We start from the raw sequence: 19,315 nt of genomic DNA on the forward strand, positions 1-19,315 counted from the left end.
AAAACCGGCACGGCCAGCCGCGCCGCGACCTGCGCGCCATGCGCCACTGGACCGAGAACGCCGGTATTCGCGTTCTGATCTGGCTGCTGCACCTCATTCCCTATCGCTGGCGGGTGCCGTTCGGCGGCTGGCTGTTCTCGCGGCTGGTCGCGCCCGTGGCCGGTTACCGCCGCCGCATCCGTGCCAATCTCGACCTGGTCGTTCCCGACCTGGACAAGGCGGAAAAGGCGCGCCTGGTGCGCGACGTGCCCCGCAACATCGGCCGCACCGTGACCGAGCTCTACTCGCCCGACGATTTCCTTGCCGTGGCCCGGCGTACAGAAATTAGCGGCCCCGGCCTTGCCGCGCTGGAACAGGCGCAGGCGGACGGGCGCCCGGCGATCCTGGTGTCGGGGCATTTCGGCAATTACGACGCAGTGCGCGCGGGGCTCTTGCATCGCGGCCACCGCATCGGCGGGCTTTACCGGCCGATGAACAACCGCCTTTTCAACGCGCATTACGTCGCGACAATCTCGCGTATCGGCACGCCGCTCTTCGATCGCGGGCGGCGCGGGCTGGGCCAGATGATGCGCTTTCTGCGCGGCGGAGGCACGCTGGCCATCCTGATAGATCAGCGCATGGGCAACGGCGCGCCGCTGCGGTTTTTCGGGCACACCGCCTGGACGGCGCTTTCGGCGGCCGAGCTGGCCCTGAAATACGACGCGGCGCTTATCCCCTGCTACGCCATCCGCCGTCCCGACGGGATGACCTTCGACGTGGTGCTCGAGGCACCCCTGCGCCACAGCGACGCGGAAACCATGACGCAGGCCCTCAATGACAGCCTCGAGGCGCAGGTGCGCGCCCATATGGATCAGTGGTTCTGGCTTCACAAGCGCTGGAAAATGCCGGAAAGTGCGCACAAACAGGTCGCCCGGACCAAGGAACAGACGCCATGAAAATCGCCCACCGACAGATTGGCCCCGACCACCCGCCGCTGGTCATTGCCGAGATCGGCATAAACCACGGCGGCGATTTGGACGTGGCCCGCGACATGGTCCGCCGCGCTGCCGCCTCGGGCTGCGAATGCATCAAGCACCAGACCCACATCGTCGAAGACGAGATGACCGAGGAGGCGAAAGAGATCTTTCCGCCCAACGCCGATGTCTCGATCTGGGAAGTGATGGAGCGCTGCGCCCTCACCCCCGAGGACGAGGCCGCGCTCAAGGCCTATACCGAATCCCTTGGCTTGATCTATATCTCGACCCCCTTCTCGCGCGCCGCCGCTGACATGCTCGATGCGCTGGATGTGCCGGCGTTCAAGATCGGCTCGGGCGAGGCCGACAACCTGCCGCTGATCCGCCACATCGCGGCCAAGGGGCGGCCAGTGATCATGTCCACCGGCATGCAAACCATCGACAGCCTGCGCGCCAGCGTCGCGATCTTGGAACAGGCCGGCGTCGAGTATGCCCTTCTGGAATGCACCAACCTGTATCCCAGCCCGCCGGAAATCGTCTCACTCAGGGGGGTAAGCGATCTGCGTAGCGCCTTCCCGAATGCCGTGGTGGGCTTCTCCGACCACTCGATCGGCCCGGAAATGGCCCTGGCCAGCGTCGCCCTCGGCGCCTGCATACTTGAGCGCCACTATACCGACACGCGCTACCGCGCCGGCCCCGACATCGCCTGCTCGATGGACCCGGCCGAGCTGCGCTTGATGGTCGACAGATCGCGCGAGATATGGATCGCGGCGAACAACGACAAATCCCGCACCGGCCCCGAGGAAGACGTCTACCGCTTCGCACGGGCCTCCGTCGTGGCCGACGCCGACCTGCCCGCTGGCCACACCCTCACCGAGGCTGACATATGGGCCCGCCGGCCCGGATCAGGCGAGATACCCGGCTTTGATTTCGACGCCGTCCTGGGTAAACGCCTGACCCGCGCCCTGCGGCGCAACGAGCAACTCAAATGGTCCGACCTATCGGATTGAGCGGCTTGTCGCAGTCCCCGAAAGGCGCGGCGGTATTCCCCCGGTTTCCAATTATGTCTCACCCCTGCGCCGATAACGCACCACCTTGTCCTCGGGCATCAGCGGCATGACGATGTCGTTGCCGCCCGCGTTGCACGACAGGGCGATCTCGACACTGGTACCGGTCAGTTTCATGGGCTTGACAAGCAACAGCTTGCGATCGGCGAGATAGATCATGGCCACCGCCTCCTGCCGCGCTTGTTTCACGGGCCGCCGCGCGTGCGCAATGCGCCTGTGCCGCTTGCCCGTGGGGCGTTTTTGCGCCATGAGACCCCAATGAGCACGCGCCGTCCCATCCATTGCGCCCTGCCGCACCCTCGCCCGATCCGGGGTGCGTGCGGTGGCTAGGCGTCCCAGACCAAGCGCGGCGCTGGCCGCCTACCTGGGGCTGAGCGCGGCGCTGTTGCCCGCGCTGGCGCCGCTGGTGTTACGCCGCCGGCTTGCGCGCGGCAAGGAACTGCCGGACCGCTGGCGCGAGAAGCTGGGCCATGCAACGGCCCAGCGCCCCGACGGGCCGCTGGTGTGGATGCACGCCGTGGGCTTGGGCGAGGTGCTGGCCCTGCGCGCCCTGATCGGGCAGATGCACGCGCGGCACCCCGACTTGCAGATCCTGATCACCTCAACCACCCGCGCCTCGGCCGAGGTGCTGGCGGCCAACATGCCGCCCCGCTGCCGGCATCAGTTCCTGCCCCTCGACACCCCCGGCGCGGCGCGGCGGTTCCTGGATCACTGGCGCCCCGATCTGGCCATCTGGGCCGAGCAGGACCTGTGGCCCGGCCTTGTCTGGCGCACCGCGCGGCGCGGCATTCCGCTGGCGCTGGTGGGGGCGCGGATGAACGCGCGCGCCTACCGGGCGCGGGCCCGGGTGGCGCCGCTCTACCGCGATTTGTTCGCCCGTTTCACGCTGATCTCGGCGCAGGACACCGATACCGCCGCGCACCTGAAGCGCCTCGGCGCCGACACTGTGCGCGAGGATGGCTCGCTCAAACCCGCGGCGCCGCCCCTGAACGCCGACGCCGCTGCGCTGGCGGCCATGCGAACCGCAACAAAGGCGCGCGCCACCTGGCTGGCAGGCCCCACCCATGCCCCGGACGAGGCGCTGGCGCTGGCCGCGCACCGCGCGCGTCTGGCCAGCGATCCGAATGCCCTTCTGATCATGGCGCCGCGCGATCCCTCGCTCCGCGACCAGGTCGCACAGGCCTGCGCTGACGCCGGCCTGCGCGCCGCGCTACGTAGCACGCAGCCCCAGCCAACCCCGAAAACCCAAGTCTATATCGCTGACACCTTCGGCGAGATGGGCCTGTGGTACCGGCTGGTCGATGTCGCCTTCATCGGCGGCACCACCGGCCCCGTCGAGGGCCACAACCCGTGGGAGGCGGCACAGCTAGGCGCGGCCATCTTGCACGGCCCGCGCACCGCCAATTTCGCCGCCGATTATGCCGCCCTGCACGCGGCGAACGCGGCCCGCAGGGTTGACGATGCCGACACCCTCGCCGCCGCCCTAGGCGCCCCGGACACCGCCGACATGGCCAGGCGCGCGCAGGGTCTGGCCACCCGCAGCATGGACCGCACGGCCGCATTGTGCCAAGAGCTGTGCCGCCTTATCCCGCCACCGCACCGGTCCCCGACATGAGCCAGCCGCCCTTCCCCTCGCCCCGCCTGCGCCGCGCGATGCTGGCGTATCGCGCGCTGTGGCTGCTGGGGATGCCGCTGATCCTTGGGTATCTCTTGTGGCGGGCACGACGCGACCGGCTCTATGCCGCGCACGTGGCACAGCGCTTTGGCCTGCACCGGCGCCGCACTGCGCCGCATGTCTGGGTGCACGCGGTGTCCCTGGGCGAGCTGCGCTCGGCTGTGCCGCTGATCCGGGCGCTTCTGGCGCGGGGCGAACATGTCGTGACAACCCATTTCACCCCCGCCGGCCTGCGCGAGGCGCGCAACCTCTTCGGCCCGGAGATTGAGTGCGGCACACTCAGCGCCTGCTACGTCCCCTTCGACGATGCGCGCGCCTTTCGCCGTTTCTTTCGCGCCTTCCGCCCCAAGTACGGGCTGGTGATGGAGATCGAATTCTGGCCCGGCATGATCATGGCATCGCGCCGTTTCGGGGTGCCGCTTTTGCTGTGCAACGGGCAATATCCCACCCGCACGTTTGAGCGCGACCGCACCCGCCACCCCCTGCGTGCCGAACTGGTGCGCGGCTTTGCCGGGGTTATGGTGAAATCTGACATGCAGGCCGCCCGCTTTCGCAAGCTGGGCCAGGATAACGTCGCCATCACCGGCGAGATGCGCTTTGAACAAGCCATTCCTCCCCACCAGACCGATGCCGCCGCCCCGGTGCGCCGCTGGCTGGGCGCGGGCGGGCGGCCCGTCATCACCATCGCCAGCGCGATCGAGGGCGAGGATGCGCTTTATGCCCGCACCATCGCCGACACGCTTGCCGCGCATGATGCCGCCGGCACGGCGCGGCCCTTCTTCGTCTACGTGCCGCGCGCGCCCGAACGCTTTGACACCGTCGCCGGGATCCTGATGGAGGCCGGACTGCGCCTCGCCCGGCGCAGCGCCGCGCTCGACGCCCACCTCGCGCCGATGACGGGCAAGGCGCCGCAGGCCGATGTGCTGCTTGGCGATTCGATGGGCGAGATGTATTTCTACCTTGCCATGGCCGACCGCGTCATCGTCGGCGGCGGGTTCCACCCCAAGGGCGCGCATAACGTGATCGAGCCATTGGCCCTGCGCAAGCCGGTGCTGGTCGGCCCGCATATCTGGACCATCGAATACCCCGCACAAGAGGCCATCGACGCGGGCGTTCTCAGGTCGCTCGACGATGGCGATGCCCTGACCCGCGCACTGGCCCCCGGCGCCGAATGGACCGTTCCGCAAGACCGGATCGAGCGGTTCTTCGCCGCGCATGCCGGCGCGGTGGAAAAAACTCTCACCGCCCTGCCGGGCCTCCTGCGGGCGGCAAAGGAATAGGCGCATCACTACACCAGCACACGAAACCCCGCTTTCCAGAGGTGCCGCCTCGGTCTATACCCGCGCGCATGGAATGGGATGAAGACATCGACGCGCGCGGCCTGCTGTGCCCCCTGCCTGTCCTGAAGGCACGCAAGCGGTTGAATTCAATGGATAACGGCGCGGTTCTGCGTCTTACCGCCACCGATCCGGCCTCGGTGGTGGACGTGCCCCATTTCTGCGCCGAAGGGGGGCATGACCTCGTGAACACGACAACGCTTCACGGTGAAACACCCGCCCCGGCGCATGTTTTCCTGATCCGCAAGGGCCCGGCCTGACCCGCTCAGGCGTTCCCCTCAGGCGCCCTGCGACGGCACCTGCCCGGTCGCCAGAACATCACCCGTCGGCGCCCCCGTCGGCGACCCTCCGGGCGGCTCGTCACTGATCGCCAGCGTCGCTCCCGGCAGCTTCTCTGCCAGCTCGGGCGCCACCTGCAGTACCCCGTCGCGCGCCTCAGGCAGCACGCCCAGGGACACCGGCGCCCCCTGCCCCGCGATCAGCCACAGCTCCAGCGCCCTGCCCGGCGCGGCCGCCCCGGCATCGCGGGTCACGCGCAGCGCTCCGTCATCGGCATCATACGCCGCCAGCACCCGCAGGCTATCATCCTGCGCCGCGATCTCTGCCCGCAGCGGCGGCACATCGCCGTCCAGGACCAGCAGATCGTTGGACACCACGAAGAACGTCAGCAAACTCGCCAGTACCGCCCCCGGTATGATCCAAGTCAGCCCCAGCCGCTGCCAAAGGCTGCGGCGCGGCGCGGCGCCGAACAGGGCGGTCTCGATCCGGGCGGGCATATCCGCGGGCGGGGCGACCTCTTCGACATCGTCGGTCAGCGCCGCCAGATCCTCGGCCCAGCCGGCGTATAGCTCGCGCAAGGCGGGCTCCGCGCTCATCCGCTCTTCAAACGCGCGCGCCTCCTCGGGAGACAGCAGGCCCAGGGCATACTCGCCCGCCAGCACGCGGTCGTCTTCGGGATCGGTTTCGCCACTCATCGCGACAGGCACTCCCTGAGGGTCAGCAGGCTACGGCGCAGCCAGGTTCGCATCGTGTTCAGCGGCACATCGAAACGCGCCGCCAGGTCTGCATAGGTCTCGCCCTGAAGATAGGCCAGACGCACCGCCCTTGCGCGGCCGTCGGGCAATTCATCGAGGCAATCGATCAGGCGCGCCCGCTCGGATGACTGAATCGCGCTGGTTTCCGGGCCGGGCGCCTCGTCGGGCATCTGGTTGACCACGTCCAGATCGGCGTTCTCTGCACGGCGCGCCCGCACCCGGTCGATCGCATGGTTGCGCGCCACCGTGATCAGCCATGTCATCGGGCTGAGGCCATTGACCCGATAACGTCCGGCGTTGCGCCAGATCTTGACAAACACCTCCTGCAAGGCGTCCTCGGCCTCGGCCCTGCTGGACAAGACACGTAAGCAGATGCCAAAAAGTTTCGCCGAGGTCGTCGCATACAGCGATTGAAACGCCGCACGGTCCCCAAGCGCCACCCGCGCCATTAGCGCCTCGATTTCTTCGGGTGTCGCCATTGGCCCTTCCCACTGTCCTGTTCGCAGGGTCATGCTAGCCCAAGGCGCGATACTGGCCAAGCCCCGGTGGATGGCTGACGTTTCGCCCTTCCCCTTGCCCTTGATCGCAATATGTTGCACGACAGCCCAAAGGGCGAAGACGCCCTCGAGGAAAGGATAGTCAGAAGATGGCGGACGGCACCATGGATAGCAATGCAAAACCCACCGAAACCATTTCGGTGCGCGACGTCTTTGGCATCGACACCGACATGACGGTCAAGGGGTTCGCCGACCGCAATGATCGCGTGCCCGATGTCGATAGCACCTACAAATTCGATCCGGACACCACGCTGGCGATTCTGGCGGGCTTCTGCCACAACCGCCGCGTGATGATCCAAGGCTATCACGGAACCGGCAAATCCACGCATATCGAGCAGGTCGCCGCACAGCTCAACTGGCCCTGCGTGCGCGTCAACCTCGACAGCCACATCAGCCGGATCGACCTGATCGGCAAGGACGCGATCAAGCTGCGCGACGGCAAGCAGGTGACCGAATTCCACGAGGGCATCCTGCCCTGGGCCCTGCGCAACCCGACCGCCATCGTGTTCGACGAATACGATGCCGGCCGTGCCGACGTGATGTTCGTGATCCAGCGCGTGCTTGAGGCCGACGGCAAGCTGACGCTGTTGGACCAGAACGAAATCATCACGCCGAATCCCTATTTCCGCCTGTTCGCCACCGCCAACACGGTCGGCCTGGGCGATACGACGGGCCTCTATCACGGCACGCAGCAGATCAACCAGGCACAGATGGACCGCTGGAGCCTCGTGGCGACGCTGAACTACCTCAGCCACGATGCCGAAAGCGCGATCGTCCTGGCCAAGAACCCGCATTACAATAACGAGAAGGGCCGCAAGAACATCAGCCAGATGGTCACGCTGGCCGACCTGACGCGCACCGCGTTCATGAACGGCGATCTGTCCACGGTGATGAGCCCGCGCACGGTGATCACATGGGCCCAGAACGCCGAGATTTTCCGCAATATCGGCTATGCCTTCCGGCTGTCCTTCCTCAACAAGTGCGACGAGCTGGAGCGGCAAACCGTGGCCGAGTTCTACCAGCGCTGCTTCGACGAGGAACTGCCCGAAAGCGCCGCAAGCGCGAGCTTGGGATGAAATGTTGGAAACACAAAATAGGTGTCTTAATTTTGGTTTGGCTCGCGGCCATCCCTACCCCCACCTTGGTTTCTTCCCAGCAACTCCAGCCGATGCAGCCAACCGATTTCACTTATTGGGAGGGAGCCGCGCGCTGCGCTGCGTTTTATCGGTTTAATTCAGAATTGTTCGAAGTCGAAATTGCCGAACGGACAGATGGATTGGAAGAGGTTCTCCAAGTCTTAGCAGATGAGTATTCGAGGCTGTCTACGCACCTGTCTGTTATGTCTGTCGACTTAGTGCTACGAGCAGATCTAGTCATAGAAGACCACGCGATTAGCTTAGTTCAGAACACTATCGAAAATCACAGATTTTTCTATATACGATATGCGTCTGATTATCCTCGGGAATGGCGGGCTGGCGATTTGCGGGAAAGCGATCTCAAAGTCTGTAGCAAACTTGCGGAAGTAGCCGTTGATCAAAGTTATGACCATGACTAAATCCTCCGACAACCCTGCCGATCCGTTCAAGAAGGCCCTGGCCGAAGCGACCAAGGTGATGTCGCACGACCCGGACCTGACGGTGAGTTATTCGGTCGATCCGGCCGGCCTGTCGGGCGAGGCGATGCGCCTGCCGCAGATCAGCCGCCGGATGAGCCGAGACGAGGTGTTGCAGGCGCGTGGGACCGCCGATGCGCTTGCGATGTATCGCCGCTACCACGACGAGGGGATCGCCGCGCGCTATACCCCGCCGGGTGACATGGCGCGCGATCTCTATACCGCGATGGAAACCGCCCGCTGCGAGGCCATGGGCGCGCGCGACATGCCCGGCACCGCCGGCAACATCGACGCCAAGATCGGCAGCGAAGCGCAGCGCCTGGGATATGATCAGGTCACGCAGAGCGCAGATGTGCCGCTCTCAACAGCGGCGGGCTACTTGATCCGGCACCTGGCCACGGGGCGCGAATTGCCCCCGGCGGCGGCAAACGCGATGGAGCAGTGGCGCGGTTTCATCGAGCAGGAAGCCGGCGCCACCCTTGAGCAGTTGCAGGACAAGCTGTCGGACCAGGCCGAATTCGCCCGCTTTGCCCGCCGGATCATCGAGGATCTCGGCTATGGCGACCAGTTGGGCGAAGACCCCGATCAGCCCGAGGATCAGGAAGACGACGCCGACGACAGCGCCGAGGATCAGGAAGAGCCCGACAGCACCGGCCAGGACGACACCGAGGAAGAGAACGAGGCCACCCCCGAACAAAGCCAGGAAGAGCAGCAGGACGCCGCGCAAGCGCAAGTCAGCGCCGACGACATGGCCGAGGAGGAGATGGAGGAAGAGGCCGAGCTTCCCGAAGGCGACGCCCCGATGGAGCCGCCCCCGCCGCCGCCCGCCTCCGAGGCGGACCCCGATTACCGGGTGTTCGACAACAGCCATGACGAGCAGATCCGCGCCGAGGATTTGGCCGAGCCGATCGAGCTGGAGCGGCTGCGCGCTTATCTCGACCAGCAGCTTGACCCGCTCAAGGGCGCGGTCGGGCGGCTGGCCAACAAGCTGCAGCGCCGCCTTCAGGCACAGCAGAACCGCAGTTGGCAGTTCGACATGGAAGAGGGCATTCTGGACGCCGGGCGCCTGGCGCGGGTGGTGGCGAACCCGACAACGCCGCTCAGCTTCAAGGTCGAGCAGGATACCGAGTTCAAGGACACGGTCGTGACGCTGCTGCTGGACAATTCCGGCTCGATGCGCGGGCGGCCGATTTCGATCGCGGCGATCTGCGCAGATGTCCTGGCCCGCACGCTGGAGCGGTGCGACGTGAAGGTCGAGATCCTCGGCTTTACCACCCGCGCGTGGAAGGGCGGCCTTGCGCGCGAGAAATGGCTGGCCGAAGGGCGCCCGGCGACGCCGGGGCGCCTGAACGATCTGCGGCACATCATCTACAAAAGCGCGGACGCCCCGTGGCGCCGCACGCGCGACAACCTTGGCCTGATGATGAAAGAGGGGCTGCTCAAGGAAAACATCGACGGCGAGGCGCTGGAATGGGCGCATCGGCGCATGGTTTCCCGGCCCGAGGCGCGCAAGGTTCTTATGGTGATCTCGGACGGCGCGCCGGTGGACGATTCGACCCTGTCGGTGAACCCGGCGAACTACCTTGAGAAACACTTGCGCGACGTGATCGACCTGGTCGAACGGCGCAAGATGGTCGAGCTGATCGCGATCGGTATCGGCCACGACGTGACGCGCTATTACCAGCACGCGGTGACCATCACCGACGTGGATCAGCTGGCCGGCGCGATGACCGAGCAACTGGCCGGCCTGTTCGACAGCGACCCGCGCGCAAAGGCGCGGTTGCTGGGCATCAACAGGGCGCGATGATGTTCCAGACATTCGACGACACCGCCCATCCCGAACAAGGCCCCCCGCGCCTGGAGGCGCTGCGCGCGGTGATGCGCCATGACGGGTTGGCTGGCTACCTGGTGCCGCGCGCCGATGCCCACCAGGGGGAATACGTCGCGCCCCATGATGACCGGCTGGCGTGGCTGACCGGGTTCACCGGGTCGGCCGGGTTCTGCGCGGTGTTGCACGATGCGGCGGGGGTGTTCATCGACGGGCGCTATCGCACGCAGGTCAAGAACCAGGTCGCGCTGGATCACTTCACGCCGGTGCCGTGGCCCGAGACGGCGCTGCATGACTGGCTGCGCGCCGCACTGCCCGATGGCTGTGTCGTTGGCTTCGATCCCTGGCTTCACACGGTAGAGCAGGTGCGCAAGCTCGAAGAGGGGCTATCCGGCTCGGGCATCACGCTCAGGGCGGCCCCCGGCCTGGTGGACGGAATATGGCCCGATCAGCCGCCCCCGCCCCAAGGCGCAATCACCCCCTACCCCGAGGACATGGCAGGCGAGACACATAGCGACAAGCGCACCCGCCTTGCCGCCAGCCTGCGCAACAAGGGACAGCGCGCGGCGGTCATCACATTGCCCGATTCCATCGCGTGGCTTCTCAACATCCGGGGCAGTGATATCCCCCGCAACCCGGTGCCGCACGGCTTTGCGATCCTGCACGACAGCGGCCAGTTGTCGCTGTTCACCGATCCGGCCAAGTGCGACGATGCCCTGCGTGCCCACCTGGGCGGCGACGTGACGTTGCGTCCCGAAACCGCGTTCGGCGCCGCCCTGCGCAGCCTGCAAGGGCCGGTGCGGATCGACCCGGCCAGCTGCCCCGTGGATGTCGCCAACCAGTTGCAAGAGGCCGGCGTGCCCGCGACCGAGGCCCGCGATCCCTGCGCCCTGCCCAAGGCATGCAAGAACCCGGCCGAAATCGCCGGCGCGCGCGCCGCGCATGTGCGCGACGGGGCGGCGGTGGTCGAGTTCCTGTGCTGGTACGACAACCAGGATGCGGCGCAATTGACCGAGATCGACCTTGTCACCGCCCTCGAAGGGTTTCGCCGCGACACCGGCGCGCTGCGCGACATCAGCTTTGAAACCATCTCCGGCAGCGGCCCAAACGGCGCCGTGATGCATTACCGCGTCACCCGCAGCAGCAACCGCACGCTGCGCGACGGCGATCTGGTAGTGCTCGATAGCGGCGGTCAGTACCTGGACGGGACCACCGACATCACCCGCACCCTGCCCGTTGGGCAACCGGGGGACGAGCCGCGCGCCTGTTTCACCCGCGTCCTGCGCAGCATGATCGCCCTGTCGCGGCTGCGCTTTCCCAAGGGGGCTGCGGGGGCGCATATCGACGCCGTCGCGCGCGCGCCCCTGTGGATGGCGGGGCAGGATTACGATCACGGCACCGGCCACGGCGTAGGCGCATACCTGTGCGTGCACGAAGGACCACAACGGATCAGCCGCGTGTCCGACCTGCCGCTACAGCCCGGGATGATCCTGTCGAACGAGCCGGGATACTACCGCGAGGGCGCCTTTGGCATCCGTATCGAGAACCTGATCACCGTGCGCGAGGCCGAGCGCCCGCAAGGCGGCGACGCGCGCGATATGCTCGATTTCGAGACGCTGACCTTTGTCCCGATCGACCGCCGCCTGATCGTGCCCGAGATGCTGACTGAAGATGAGCGCGCGTGGCTGAACGCCTATCACGCCCAGTGCCGCGAGGTTCTGTCGCCGCTTCTGTCGGACGCCGCCCGCGCGTGGATGCTGGACGCGACTGCGCTGGTGTGACATCACTCTGTCATACGAAAATCGGAGGATCAGACGGGTGGAGGGCATCATGGCAGGAAAGATCACGGTCACGAAAGCGGAGGGCACCTGGGTCGTGCGGGCCGGCGGCGCGGTTCTGGGCGAGAGCCGTGATGCGCTGGAGCTGTGCGAGGATGGCTATCCGCCGGTGATCTACTTTCCACGCGACGATATCGCCATGGCCTTTCTGGACGAGACCGATCACCGCACGCATTGCCCCCACAAGGGCGATGCCAGCTATTTCTCGATCGTGACCAAGAGCCGGACATTGGATAACGTCGTGTGGTCCTACGAGACCCCAGAGGAAGGCGTGGCGCGTATCAAGGGATATCTTGCATTCCAACCCTCCGATTTCGTAACCGTCGAGAAGGTCTGAAACGCGTCCGGCGTAGCCGCACGGCGATGCGCGGCTTGATCAACGACAGCAACAGGCCAGATCACCGCGTGCCCCCTTTTGCCCTGCGGCGGTGACTAGCTGTGCTCTTCCGCCGCCGTCGCGGCCAGGGCCCGGTTGTACGCCTTGAGCGCATCGACATGGAACAGCGCGCCCAGCAACTCGGGCGCATCCTCTTTTCCGCCAAGCCGCACAACGGGGATAAACTCGGCGCCGCTACGCTCGAACACCGGCAGCGCCGCCTCAAGCGTGGCGCCGGCATCCAAGTATGTGCCCGCCTCGATCATGTCCCAGCAGGCTGCCTCGGGTGCCGCGCCCGGCGCGTCCGGTGCGCGCATCACGCCGGTGCATCGGAACATCGCCAACAGGTAGGTCTGTGGCCCGGCGGCCAAGTGCAGGTTGCGCTCTTCGAGCTGCGTCAGGAAGAACGAGCGATCCACCAGGCGCGAGCTGAGCGCGGTGGAAAGCGACACCGCCACCATCACCGCCAGCCCGGTCTGCCAGTCGCCGGTCATCTCGAACACGATAAGGGTCGTCGAGATCGGCGCGCCCAGAACCGCCGCCGCAACCGCCCCCATCCCCGCCAACGCATAAAGCGTGGCCGAGCCCGACACCGAGGGCGCAAGCCCCGTCGCGATCAGCCCGAAGGCAAGCCCGGTCAGCGCCCCCACCATCAGCGAGGGCGAGAAAACCCCGCCCCCCATGCGCCCGCCAAAGGTGATCGCCACGGCAACGGTTTTCAGCACCGCAAAAACCACCGCCTCGTGCAGGACAAGCTGCCCGGTCAGCGCCGCCGAGGTCGTCTCATACCCCACGCCGATGATGTGGGGGAATTGCGTCGCAATCACGCCCAGAAACAGCCCCGACACCGCCGGTCGCAGCCAGCGCGGCACATGCAGGCCTATCTGGAGGTTATTACCAACACGCTCGGCCACGAAAATCGCCCGCATCAGCACCGTCGCCACCAGCCCGCACACCAGTCCCAGCAGAAGAAACGCGGGCAATTCGACATAGAATTCCAGCGCACTGGAATCGGGCAGCGTGAATTCGGTCACGTCGCCAAAGGCAAGCCGCGTGATCACCGTGCCGGCCACGCTGGCGATCACGATGGGCGCGAAGGCATGCAGCGCGAAGTGGCGCAGCACCACCTCAAGCGCGAAAAGCGCCCCCGCGATCGGCGCGTTGAAGCTGGCCGAGACCGCCGCCGCCACCGCGCAGCCCAGCAAATCGCGCCCGGTGATGCCGTTGGCGTTGATCTTGTTGCTAACCCATGACGCGATCACGCCAGCCATGTGCACGACCGGCCCCTCCCGCCCCGAAGAGCCGCCAGTGGACAGCGTCACCAGCGAGGCGAACGCGCTGGCCACGCCCTCGCGCATCTCGATACGGCCATCATGAATCGCCGCCCCCTCGATCACGTCGGCAACCGAGCGCACCCGCCCGTCGGGCGTGAAATGGTGCAAGATCGCCCCGACGACCAACCCGCCAGCCACCGGGATTGCCACGATCCAGATCCATGGCAGCGTTTCGGCAAAGCTGTGCAGGTGGGTGGTGTCATCGGTCCCGTAAAGGGATGATTGCAACGCCGTGATCCCCTTGCGAAACAGCAGGGCGGCCACGCCCGCGCCAATGCCGATCGCCAGCGCGATCAGCCAGAATTGAAACTGGCTTGGCCCGCGGTGACGCAACAGGTGCCACATGTCCCGCGCCGCCTGTCCGGCCTGGGCCACGAGTTGCCGTATCAAGGGTGGGTCCGGCTGCGCCATTTCCTATCCACATTCCCGGGCTGCATTCATGCCCCTTTTACGGCCCGCCCGCTTGGCCTAGGGTACGCGGCAAATACCTTAGCCCAGGAAGAAAAATGAGCGTCGCAAAAGCAGTTGCCGAACTTGAGACCTTCTTAGGCCAACGTTTGAGCCGGTCCAAGCCCGATCTGGAGCAACACGGTGGCTCCGAATCCTACTTTCCGCTGTCGCCGCCCGATGCGGTGGCCTACCCCGAGGACGCGCAGGAGGTGGCGGGCATCCTGCGGATATGCGCCACGCATGGCTGCCCGGTCATCGGCTGGGGCGCGGGCACGTCCCTTGAGGGACAGGCGCAGGCCTTTGGCGGGGGCGTCAGCGTCGATTTCCGGCTGATGAACCGCGTGCTCGAGGTCAACCAGGCGGACATGGACGCGGTGGTGCAACCGGGCGTCACGCGCGAAGACCTGAACGCGCAGTTGCGCGCAACGGGGCTGTTCTTTCCGGTCGATCCGGGGGCGAATGCCACGTTGGGCGGCATGGCCTCGACCCGGGCCAGCGGCACAACGGCGGTGCGCTACGGCACGATGCGCGACAACGTGATGGCGCTTGAAGTGGCGCTATCCGATGGCCGCGTGATCCGCACCGGCACGCGCGCGCGTAAATCATCGGCGGGCTATGACCTGACATCGCTGTTCGTCGGCGCCGAGGGCACGCTCGGCCTGATCACCGAGCTGACCTTGCGCCTGCATGGCCAGCCCGAGGCGGTTACCGCCGCGGTCTGCGCCTTTGATCAGATCGGCGACGCGGTGCAAACGGTGATCGAGACCATCCAGATGGGCATCGGCATGGCGCGGATCGAATTTGTCGATGCCGCGACCGCCGCCGCCTTCAACGCCTACAAGGGCAGCGACCTGCCGGAATGCCCGCACCTGATGGTGGAATTCCACGGCTCGGAGACGGGCGTGCGCGAGCAGGCCGAAACCTTTGGCGAGATCGCCCGCGAGAATGGCGCGCAAGGCTTTGAATGGGCCGAACGCCCGGAAGAGCGCACCGCGCTGTGGACCATGCGCCACCATGCGCATTGGGCGATCTTGGCCTCGCGCCCCGGCGCGCGCGCGGTGGTGACCGATATCTGCGTGCCCATCTCGCGGCTGGCCGACGCGGTTGAGCAAACCCGCGCCGATATCGACGCCTCGCCGATCACCGGCCCGATCCTTGGCCATGTGGGCGACGGCAATTTCCACTGCATCCTGCTGTTCGACGACGCCGACGCCGAGCAGGCCAAAGCGGCCAAGGAGCTGTCCGCGCGCATGGTCGAACGCGCGCTGGAGATGGGCGGCACCGCCACCGGCGAGCATGGCATCGGCATAGGCAAACTGGACTACATGGAGGCCGAACACGGCGCCGCGTGGTCGGTGATGGGCGCGCTGAAGGCGGCGCTGGACCCGGCCGGCATCATGAACCCCGGCAAGATGGTGCCATCGGGCACGAATGCCATTGAGGCTGGAAGTTTGTCAGCGAAGTGAATACATAGTGGGCAAACGCCAACTACAGGAGAGCGTTTCGGTGCTTGATGTGACCCCTATCGGTTCCGTCCTGGCGGAACATTACGACCTTGCCCCTTCCGTCGACCTGGCGGAAGATACGCGCGATATCTATGCGCGCATGTCGCGGGTGGTAACGCCGGCGGACTGGGCCATGTTTGCCCCGTATGTCATCGCCATCAACAAGCTCAAGAAAGAGCGCGGAGCGGTGATCCTGGCGCATAACTACATGACGCCCGAGATTTACCACGGCATCGCGGACTTCATGGGCGACAGCCTGCAACTGGCGATCCGCGCGACCGAGGTCGAGCAGGACGTGATCGTGCAATGCGGCGTGCATTTCATGGCTGAGACGTCGAAAATCCTGAACCCGCAAAAGACCGTTCTGATCCCGGACATGGAAGCGGGCTGTTCGCTGGCCGAAAGCATCACCGCCGCCGGGATCGAGGACATGCGCGCCAAATTCCCCGGCGCGCCCGTGGTCAGTTACGTCAACACCACCGCCGAGGTGAAAGCGGCGTCGGACGTGTGCTGTACCTCGTCCAACGCACTCCAGATCGTCGAGGCGATGGATAGCGACACCGTCATCATGACGCCCGATCAGTACCTCGCGCAAAACGTGGCCAAGCAATCCAGCAAGAAGATCGTCTACTGGGCCGGCTCGTGCATCGTGCACGAGATGTACACCGCCGAGGAAATCCGCGCCTACCGCGAAAACGATCCCGAGATCAGGATCGTCGCCCACCCCGAATGCACCCCCGACGTGGTCGCCGAGGCGGATTTCACCGGCTCGACCAGCGCGATGATAAACTGGGTCAAGCGCAACAAGCCCGCCAAGACGCTACTGGTGACCGAATGCTCGATGGCGTCCAACATCGCCGACGAATTGCCCGAGGTCGAGTTCACCAAATCCTGCAACATGTGCCCGTTCATGAAAAAAATCACGCTGGAGAAGGTTCTCTATTCGCTGCACACCATGACGCAGGAAGTGACCGTCGATCCGGCCGTCGCGGAAAAGGCACGGGCGTCGGTCCAGCGCATGATCGACCTCAGCGCCGCCGCTGAAAACGCGTAACGGCAGGGCACTTGGACAGCGTCGTCATCCAAACCGACCGCATCGTCATCGTGGGCGCCGGTCTGGGCGGGCTATACGCCGCGCTCAGCCTTGCGCCGCGTCCGGTGCTGATGATCTCGCCCGAGACACTGGGAACCGGGGCCAGCTCGGCCTGGGCGCAAGGCGGTGTCGCCGCCGCGATCGAGGCCCCCGATAGCCCCGCCGCGCATGCCCGCGATACCGTGCGGGCCGGGGCGGGCACGGTTGACCCGGACGTGGCCGCGCGCGTCACCGCCGCCGCCGCCGATCACATCGCTGGGCTCAGCGCCCTTGGCACCCCGTTCGATCGCGACGCCGAAGGGCATTACGTGCTGTCGCGCGAAGCCGCGCACAGCATGGCGCGCGTCGTGCGCGTGCAGGGCGATCAGGCCGGGCACCAGATCATGCGCACGCTGATCGACACGGTCCGCGCGACCCCGTCGATCCAGGTGATCGAGGGCGCGATGGCCACCACGCTTGAGGCCTCCGGCGGCGCCGTGACCGGGGTGCGCGTGCAGTCCTCGGCGGATGGCGGCTCGGAAGAGATCTGCATCCGCGCGCCGGCGGTGCTGTTGGCGGGGGGCGGGTCCGCCGGGCTATATGCCCTGACGACAAACCCGCCGCGCGTGCGCGGGCAGGTTATCGGCATGGCCGCGCGCGCGGGCGCGATGATATCGGACGCCGAGTTCGTGCAGTTTCACCCGACCGCCATCGACACTGGCGAAGACCCCGCCCCCTTGGCCACCGAGGCCCTGCGCGGCGAGGGCGCGATCCTGGTCAACCGGCATGGCACGCGGTTCATGCTGGACGCGCACCCCGATGCCGAACTGGCCCCGCGCGACGTTGTGGCCCGCGCGATATTCGCCCAGGCGCAGGCGGGCAACCGGCCCATGCTGGATACGCGGGCGGCCCTGGGCGCGCGGATCAAGACGCAGTTCCCCGCCGTCGCCTCGGCCTGCGCGCGCGCCGGGATCGACCCGGAGGTTGACCCGATCCCGGTCTCCGCCGCCGCGCATTACCACATGGGCGGGATCGACACGGACGCACGCGGGCGCGCCTCTCTGGATGGCCTTTGGGTCTGCGGCGAGGCCAGCGCAACGGGCCTGCACGGGGCGAACCGCCTTGCCTCCAACGGGTTGCTTGAGGCGCTGGTCTACGCCCGCACCGCCGCGCAAGACATCTGCGACACCCGCCCGGCACCAGCGGGTGATGCGCCCGGCGCCGCCCCCCTCGCCATCAGCTTTGCGCCCGGCGGCGAGCTGCCCGACCCGGCCCTCGTGGCAGAGCTGCGCCGCACCATGACCGCCCATGTCGGCGTGACCCGCACCGAAAGCGGCCTGATGCAGGCGTTGCAGCGCATCGCCGCGATCGAGGCGCAGCAGCCCACCTGCGCGACGCTGTTGAACATGACGGCCACCGCCACGATCATAACCGCCTCGGCGCTGGTGCGCCGGGAATCGCGGGGCGGACATTGGCGCGAGGATTTCCCGCACGCTGATCCGGCCCTCGCGCATCGCAGCCACATGACCCTGCAAGAGGCGCTGGCGCTGCGTGCCCGCGCCGTCGAGGAGAGCCAATGACCAAACCCGCCCTGCCCCCGCTACCCGACCTGATCCTTGAGCCGATCCTGCGCAACGCGCTGATGGAGGATCTGGGCACGTCGGGCGATGTGACCACACGCACCGTTATCCCCGCCGCCACGCGCTATACCGCGCGGCTGAACGCGCGCGCCGCGGGCCGCGTCTCGGGGATGCAGGCGGCGCGCATGGCGTTTTGCATGATCGATTCCATGCTGGACGTGGAAACCGTCTTGGGCGACGGCAATCCCTGCGCCCCGGGTGATACGCTGATGACGATATCGGGCAGCGCCGCCTCGATCCTGTCGGCCGAGCGGGTAGCCCTCAACATGGCCGGGCGTCTGTCGGGAATCGCCACGCTGACCGCGCAATTCGTCGAGCACACGGCGGGCACCTGCGCGCGCATCACCTGCACCCGCAAGACAACGCCGGGCCTGCGCGTTCTGGAAAAACAGGCGGTGCTGCATGGCGGTGGGTTCAACCACCGCTTCAACCTGTCCGACGCGATCCTGATCAAGGACAACCACATCGCCGCCGCCGGTGGCATCCGCCCGGTTCTGGAGGCGACCAAGGCCGCGCGGTCGCACATGATCCGTGTCGAGATCGAGGTGGATAGCCTCGATCAGCTTGACGAGGTGCTCAGGGTCGGCGGCGCCGACGTGGTGCTGCTGGATAACATGGACACGGACACCCTGATCCGCGCGGTGGCGATGGCAAAGGGCCAGTTGGTGACCGAGGCATCGGGCACCATGACGCTGGAGCGCATCGCCGAGGTCGCCGCGACCGGCGTCGATTACATCTCGTCCGGCGCGCTGACGCATTCCGCCGGCACACTGGACCTGGGGCTGGATTTTTAGCGGACCTGCCGATGAGCCGCGCAGTGCCCGACCGCGGGGTGGGCGCAGCAACGCTTGTGGATCTCGCTTTATGCCAGCCAAATACCTCCTCGCTATCAATCATTTGATACGCCCGCAAAAGCGCCCGCCCGTCACGCCGAAGGCGTGCCGAGGATAAACGGCGCACCTCTGGTGCGACGGGGGCGGTCGGGCGCTGCGCGGCGGCGCGTACCACGCCTTGATCCCGCGCAGGGCACTATATCG

17 protein-coding genes are annotated in these 19,315 nt (G+C 66.6%); 13 read left to right on the plus strand and 4 right to left on the minus strand.

What is annotated here, in order from left to right; translation table 11 throughout:
- The first annotated feature begins 38 nt into the window (after window positions 1-38).
- On the plus strand, window positions 39-935 hold the full coding sequence (locus tag G568_RS17970) for a lysophospholipid acyltransferase family protein (RefSeq protein ID WP_037373513.1): 897 nt from the start codon (window positions 39-41) through the stop codon (window positions 933-935).
- Entirely contained in the window at window positions 932-1,963 is a 1,032-nt protein-coding gene (locus G568_RS0101805; protein WP_026756443.1) for an N-acetylneuraminate synthase family protein, read from the plus strand. Before G568_RS17970 ends, G568_RS0101805 begins: the two co-directional genes overlap by 4 nt.
- A gap of 51 nt (window positions 1,964-2,014) precedes the next feature.
- On the opposite strand, the gene G568_RS0101810 is transcribed toward G568_RS0101805, so the two are convergent.
- A complete protein-coding gene (locus G568_RS0101810; RefSeq protein WP_169576928.1) occupies window positions 2,015-2,179 on the minus strand; it encodes a hypothetical protein in 165 nt (54 codons plus the stop codon).
- Window positions 2,180-2,342: 163 nt separating this feature from the next.
- On the opposite strand from G568_RS0101810, the gene G568_RS17975 reads away from it, so the two are divergent.
- The 3 genes from G568_RS17975 to G568_RS0101825 all read left to right on the plus strand — a co-directional run bounded on the left by G568_RS17975 (window position 2,343) and on the right by G568_RS0101825 (window position 5,292).
- Entirely contained in the window at window positions 2,343-3,635 is a 1,293-nt protein-coding gene (locus tag G568_RS17975; RefSeq protein ID WP_037373514.1) for a 3-deoxy-D-manno-octulosonic acid transferase, read from the plus strand.
- On the plus strand, window positions 3,632-4,975 hold the full coding sequence (locus tag G568_RS0101820) for a 3-deoxy-D-manno-octulosonic acid transferase (RefSeq protein ID WP_037373459.1): 1,344 nt from the start codon (window positions 3,632-3,634) through the stop codon (window positions 4,973-4,975). The genes G568_RS17975 and G568_RS0101820 overlap by 4 nt, the downstream gene beginning before the upstream one ends.
- A gap of 68 nt (window positions 4,976-5,043) precedes the next feature.
- A complete protein-coding gene (locus G568_RS0101825; protein WP_026756446.1) occupies window positions 5,044-5,292 on the plus strand; it encodes a sulfurtransferase TusA family protein in 249 nt (82 codons plus the stop codon).
- Between the two features lie 18 nt (window positions 5,293-5,310).
- Here G568_RS0101825 and G568_RS0101830 read toward each other — a convergent pair whose 3' ends face one another.
- The gene (locus G568_RS0101830; RefSeq protein WP_026756447.1) at window positions 5,311-6,006 is read right to left on the minus strand and encodes an anti-sigma factor; all 696 of its coding nucleotides are present in this window, start codon (window positions 6,004-6,006) and stop codon (window positions 5,311-5,313) included.
- Complete coding sequence (locus tag G568_RS0101835; RefSeq protein ID WP_026756448.1) at window positions 6,003-6,545, minus strand: sigma-70 family RNA polymerase sigma factor; 543 nt, start codon at window positions 6,543-6,545, stop codon at window positions 6,003-6,005. Before G568_RS0101835 ends, G568_RS0101830 begins: the two co-directional genes overlap by 4 nt.
- 167 nt (window positions 6,546-6,712) lie before the next feature.
- On the opposite strand from G568_RS0101835, the gene cobS reads away from it, so the two are divergent.
- The 4 genes from cobS to G568_RS0101860 all read left to right on the plus strand — a co-directional run bounded on the left by cobS (window position 6,713) and on the right by G568_RS0101860 (window position 12,238).
- A complete protein-coding gene (gene cobS / locus G568_RS0101840; protein WP_026756449.1) occupies window positions 6,713-7,699 on the plus strand; it encodes a cobaltochelatase subunit CobS in 987 nt (328 codons plus the stop codon).
- A gap of 471 nt (window positions 7,700-8,170) precedes the next feature.
- On the plus strand, window positions 8,171-10,042 hold the full coding sequence (gene cobT / locus G568_RS0101850; RefSeq protein ID WP_026756450.1) for a cobaltochelatase subunit CobT: 1,872 nt from the start codon (window positions 8,171-8,173) through the stop codon (window positions 10,040-10,042).
- Entirely contained in the window at window positions 10,042-11,844 is a 1,803-nt protein-coding gene (locus tag G568_RS0101855) for an aminopeptidase P family protein (protein WP_026756451.1), read from the plus strand. The genes cobT and G568_RS0101855 overlap by 1 nt, the downstream gene beginning before the upstream one ends.
- Before the next feature lie 49 nt (window positions 11,845-11,893).
- On the plus strand, window positions 11,894-12,238 hold the full coding sequence (locus G568_RS0101860; protein WP_026756452.1) for a DUF427 domain-containing protein: 345 nt from the start codon (window positions 11,894-11,896) through the stop codon (window positions 12,236-12,238).
- A gap of 95 nt (window positions 12,239-12,333) precedes the next feature.
- Here G568_RS0101860 and G568_RS0101865 read toward each other — a convergent pair whose 3' ends face one another.
- Window positions 12,334-13,956 carry a chloride channel protein gene (locus G568_RS0101865; protein ID WP_245582861.1) on the minus strand — a complete coding sequence of 541 codons (1,623 nt, stop codon included), beginning with the start codon at window positions 13,954-13,956 and terminating at the stop codon, window positions 12,334-12,336.
- Between the two features lie 161 nt (window positions 13,957-14,117).
- Here G568_RS0101865 and G568_RS17980 point away from each other — a divergent pair, with 161 nt between their 5' ends.
- From G568_RS17980 to nadC, 4 genes are read left to right on the plus strand one after another with little or no spacing between them, the layout of a single operon-like run.
- Entirely contained in the window at window positions 14,118-15,527 is a 1,410-nt protein-coding gene (locus G568_RS17980) for an FAD-binding oxidoreductase (RefSeq protein WP_051202576.1), read from the plus strand.
- A 40-nt stretch (window positions 15,528-15,567) separates the two neighbouring features.
- The gene (gene nadA / locus G568_RS0101875; protein WP_026756454.1) at window positions 15,568-16,620 is read left to right on the plus strand and encodes a quinolinate synthase NadA; all 1,053 of its coding nucleotides are present in this window, start codon (window positions 15,568-15,570) and stop codon (window positions 16,618-16,620) included.
- A gap of 11 nt (window positions 16,621-16,631) precedes the next feature.
- On the plus strand, window positions 16,632-18,218 hold the full coding sequence (locus G568_RS0101880) for an L-aspartate oxidase (RefSeq protein WP_245582855.1): 1,587 nt from the start codon (window positions 16,632-16,634) through the stop codon (window positions 18,216-18,218).
- Complete coding sequence (gene nadC, locus G568_RS0101885) at window positions 18,215-19,072, plus strand: carboxylating nicotinate-nucleotide diphosphorylase (protein ID WP_026756456.1); 858 nt, start codon at window positions 18,215-18,217, stop codon at window positions 19,070-19,072. The genes G568_RS0101880 and nadC overlap by 4 nt, the downstream gene beginning before the upstream one ends.
- Window positions 19,073-19,315: the final 243 nt, after the last annotated feature.

Origin of the sequence: Sediminimonas qiaohouensis DSM 21189 (genome assembly GCF_000423645.1) — a bacterium.
In the GTDB taxonomy this organism is placed as follows: Bacteria; Pseudomonadota; Alphaproteobacteria; order Rhodobacterales; family Rhodobacteraceae; genus Sediminimonas; species Sediminimonas qiaohouensis.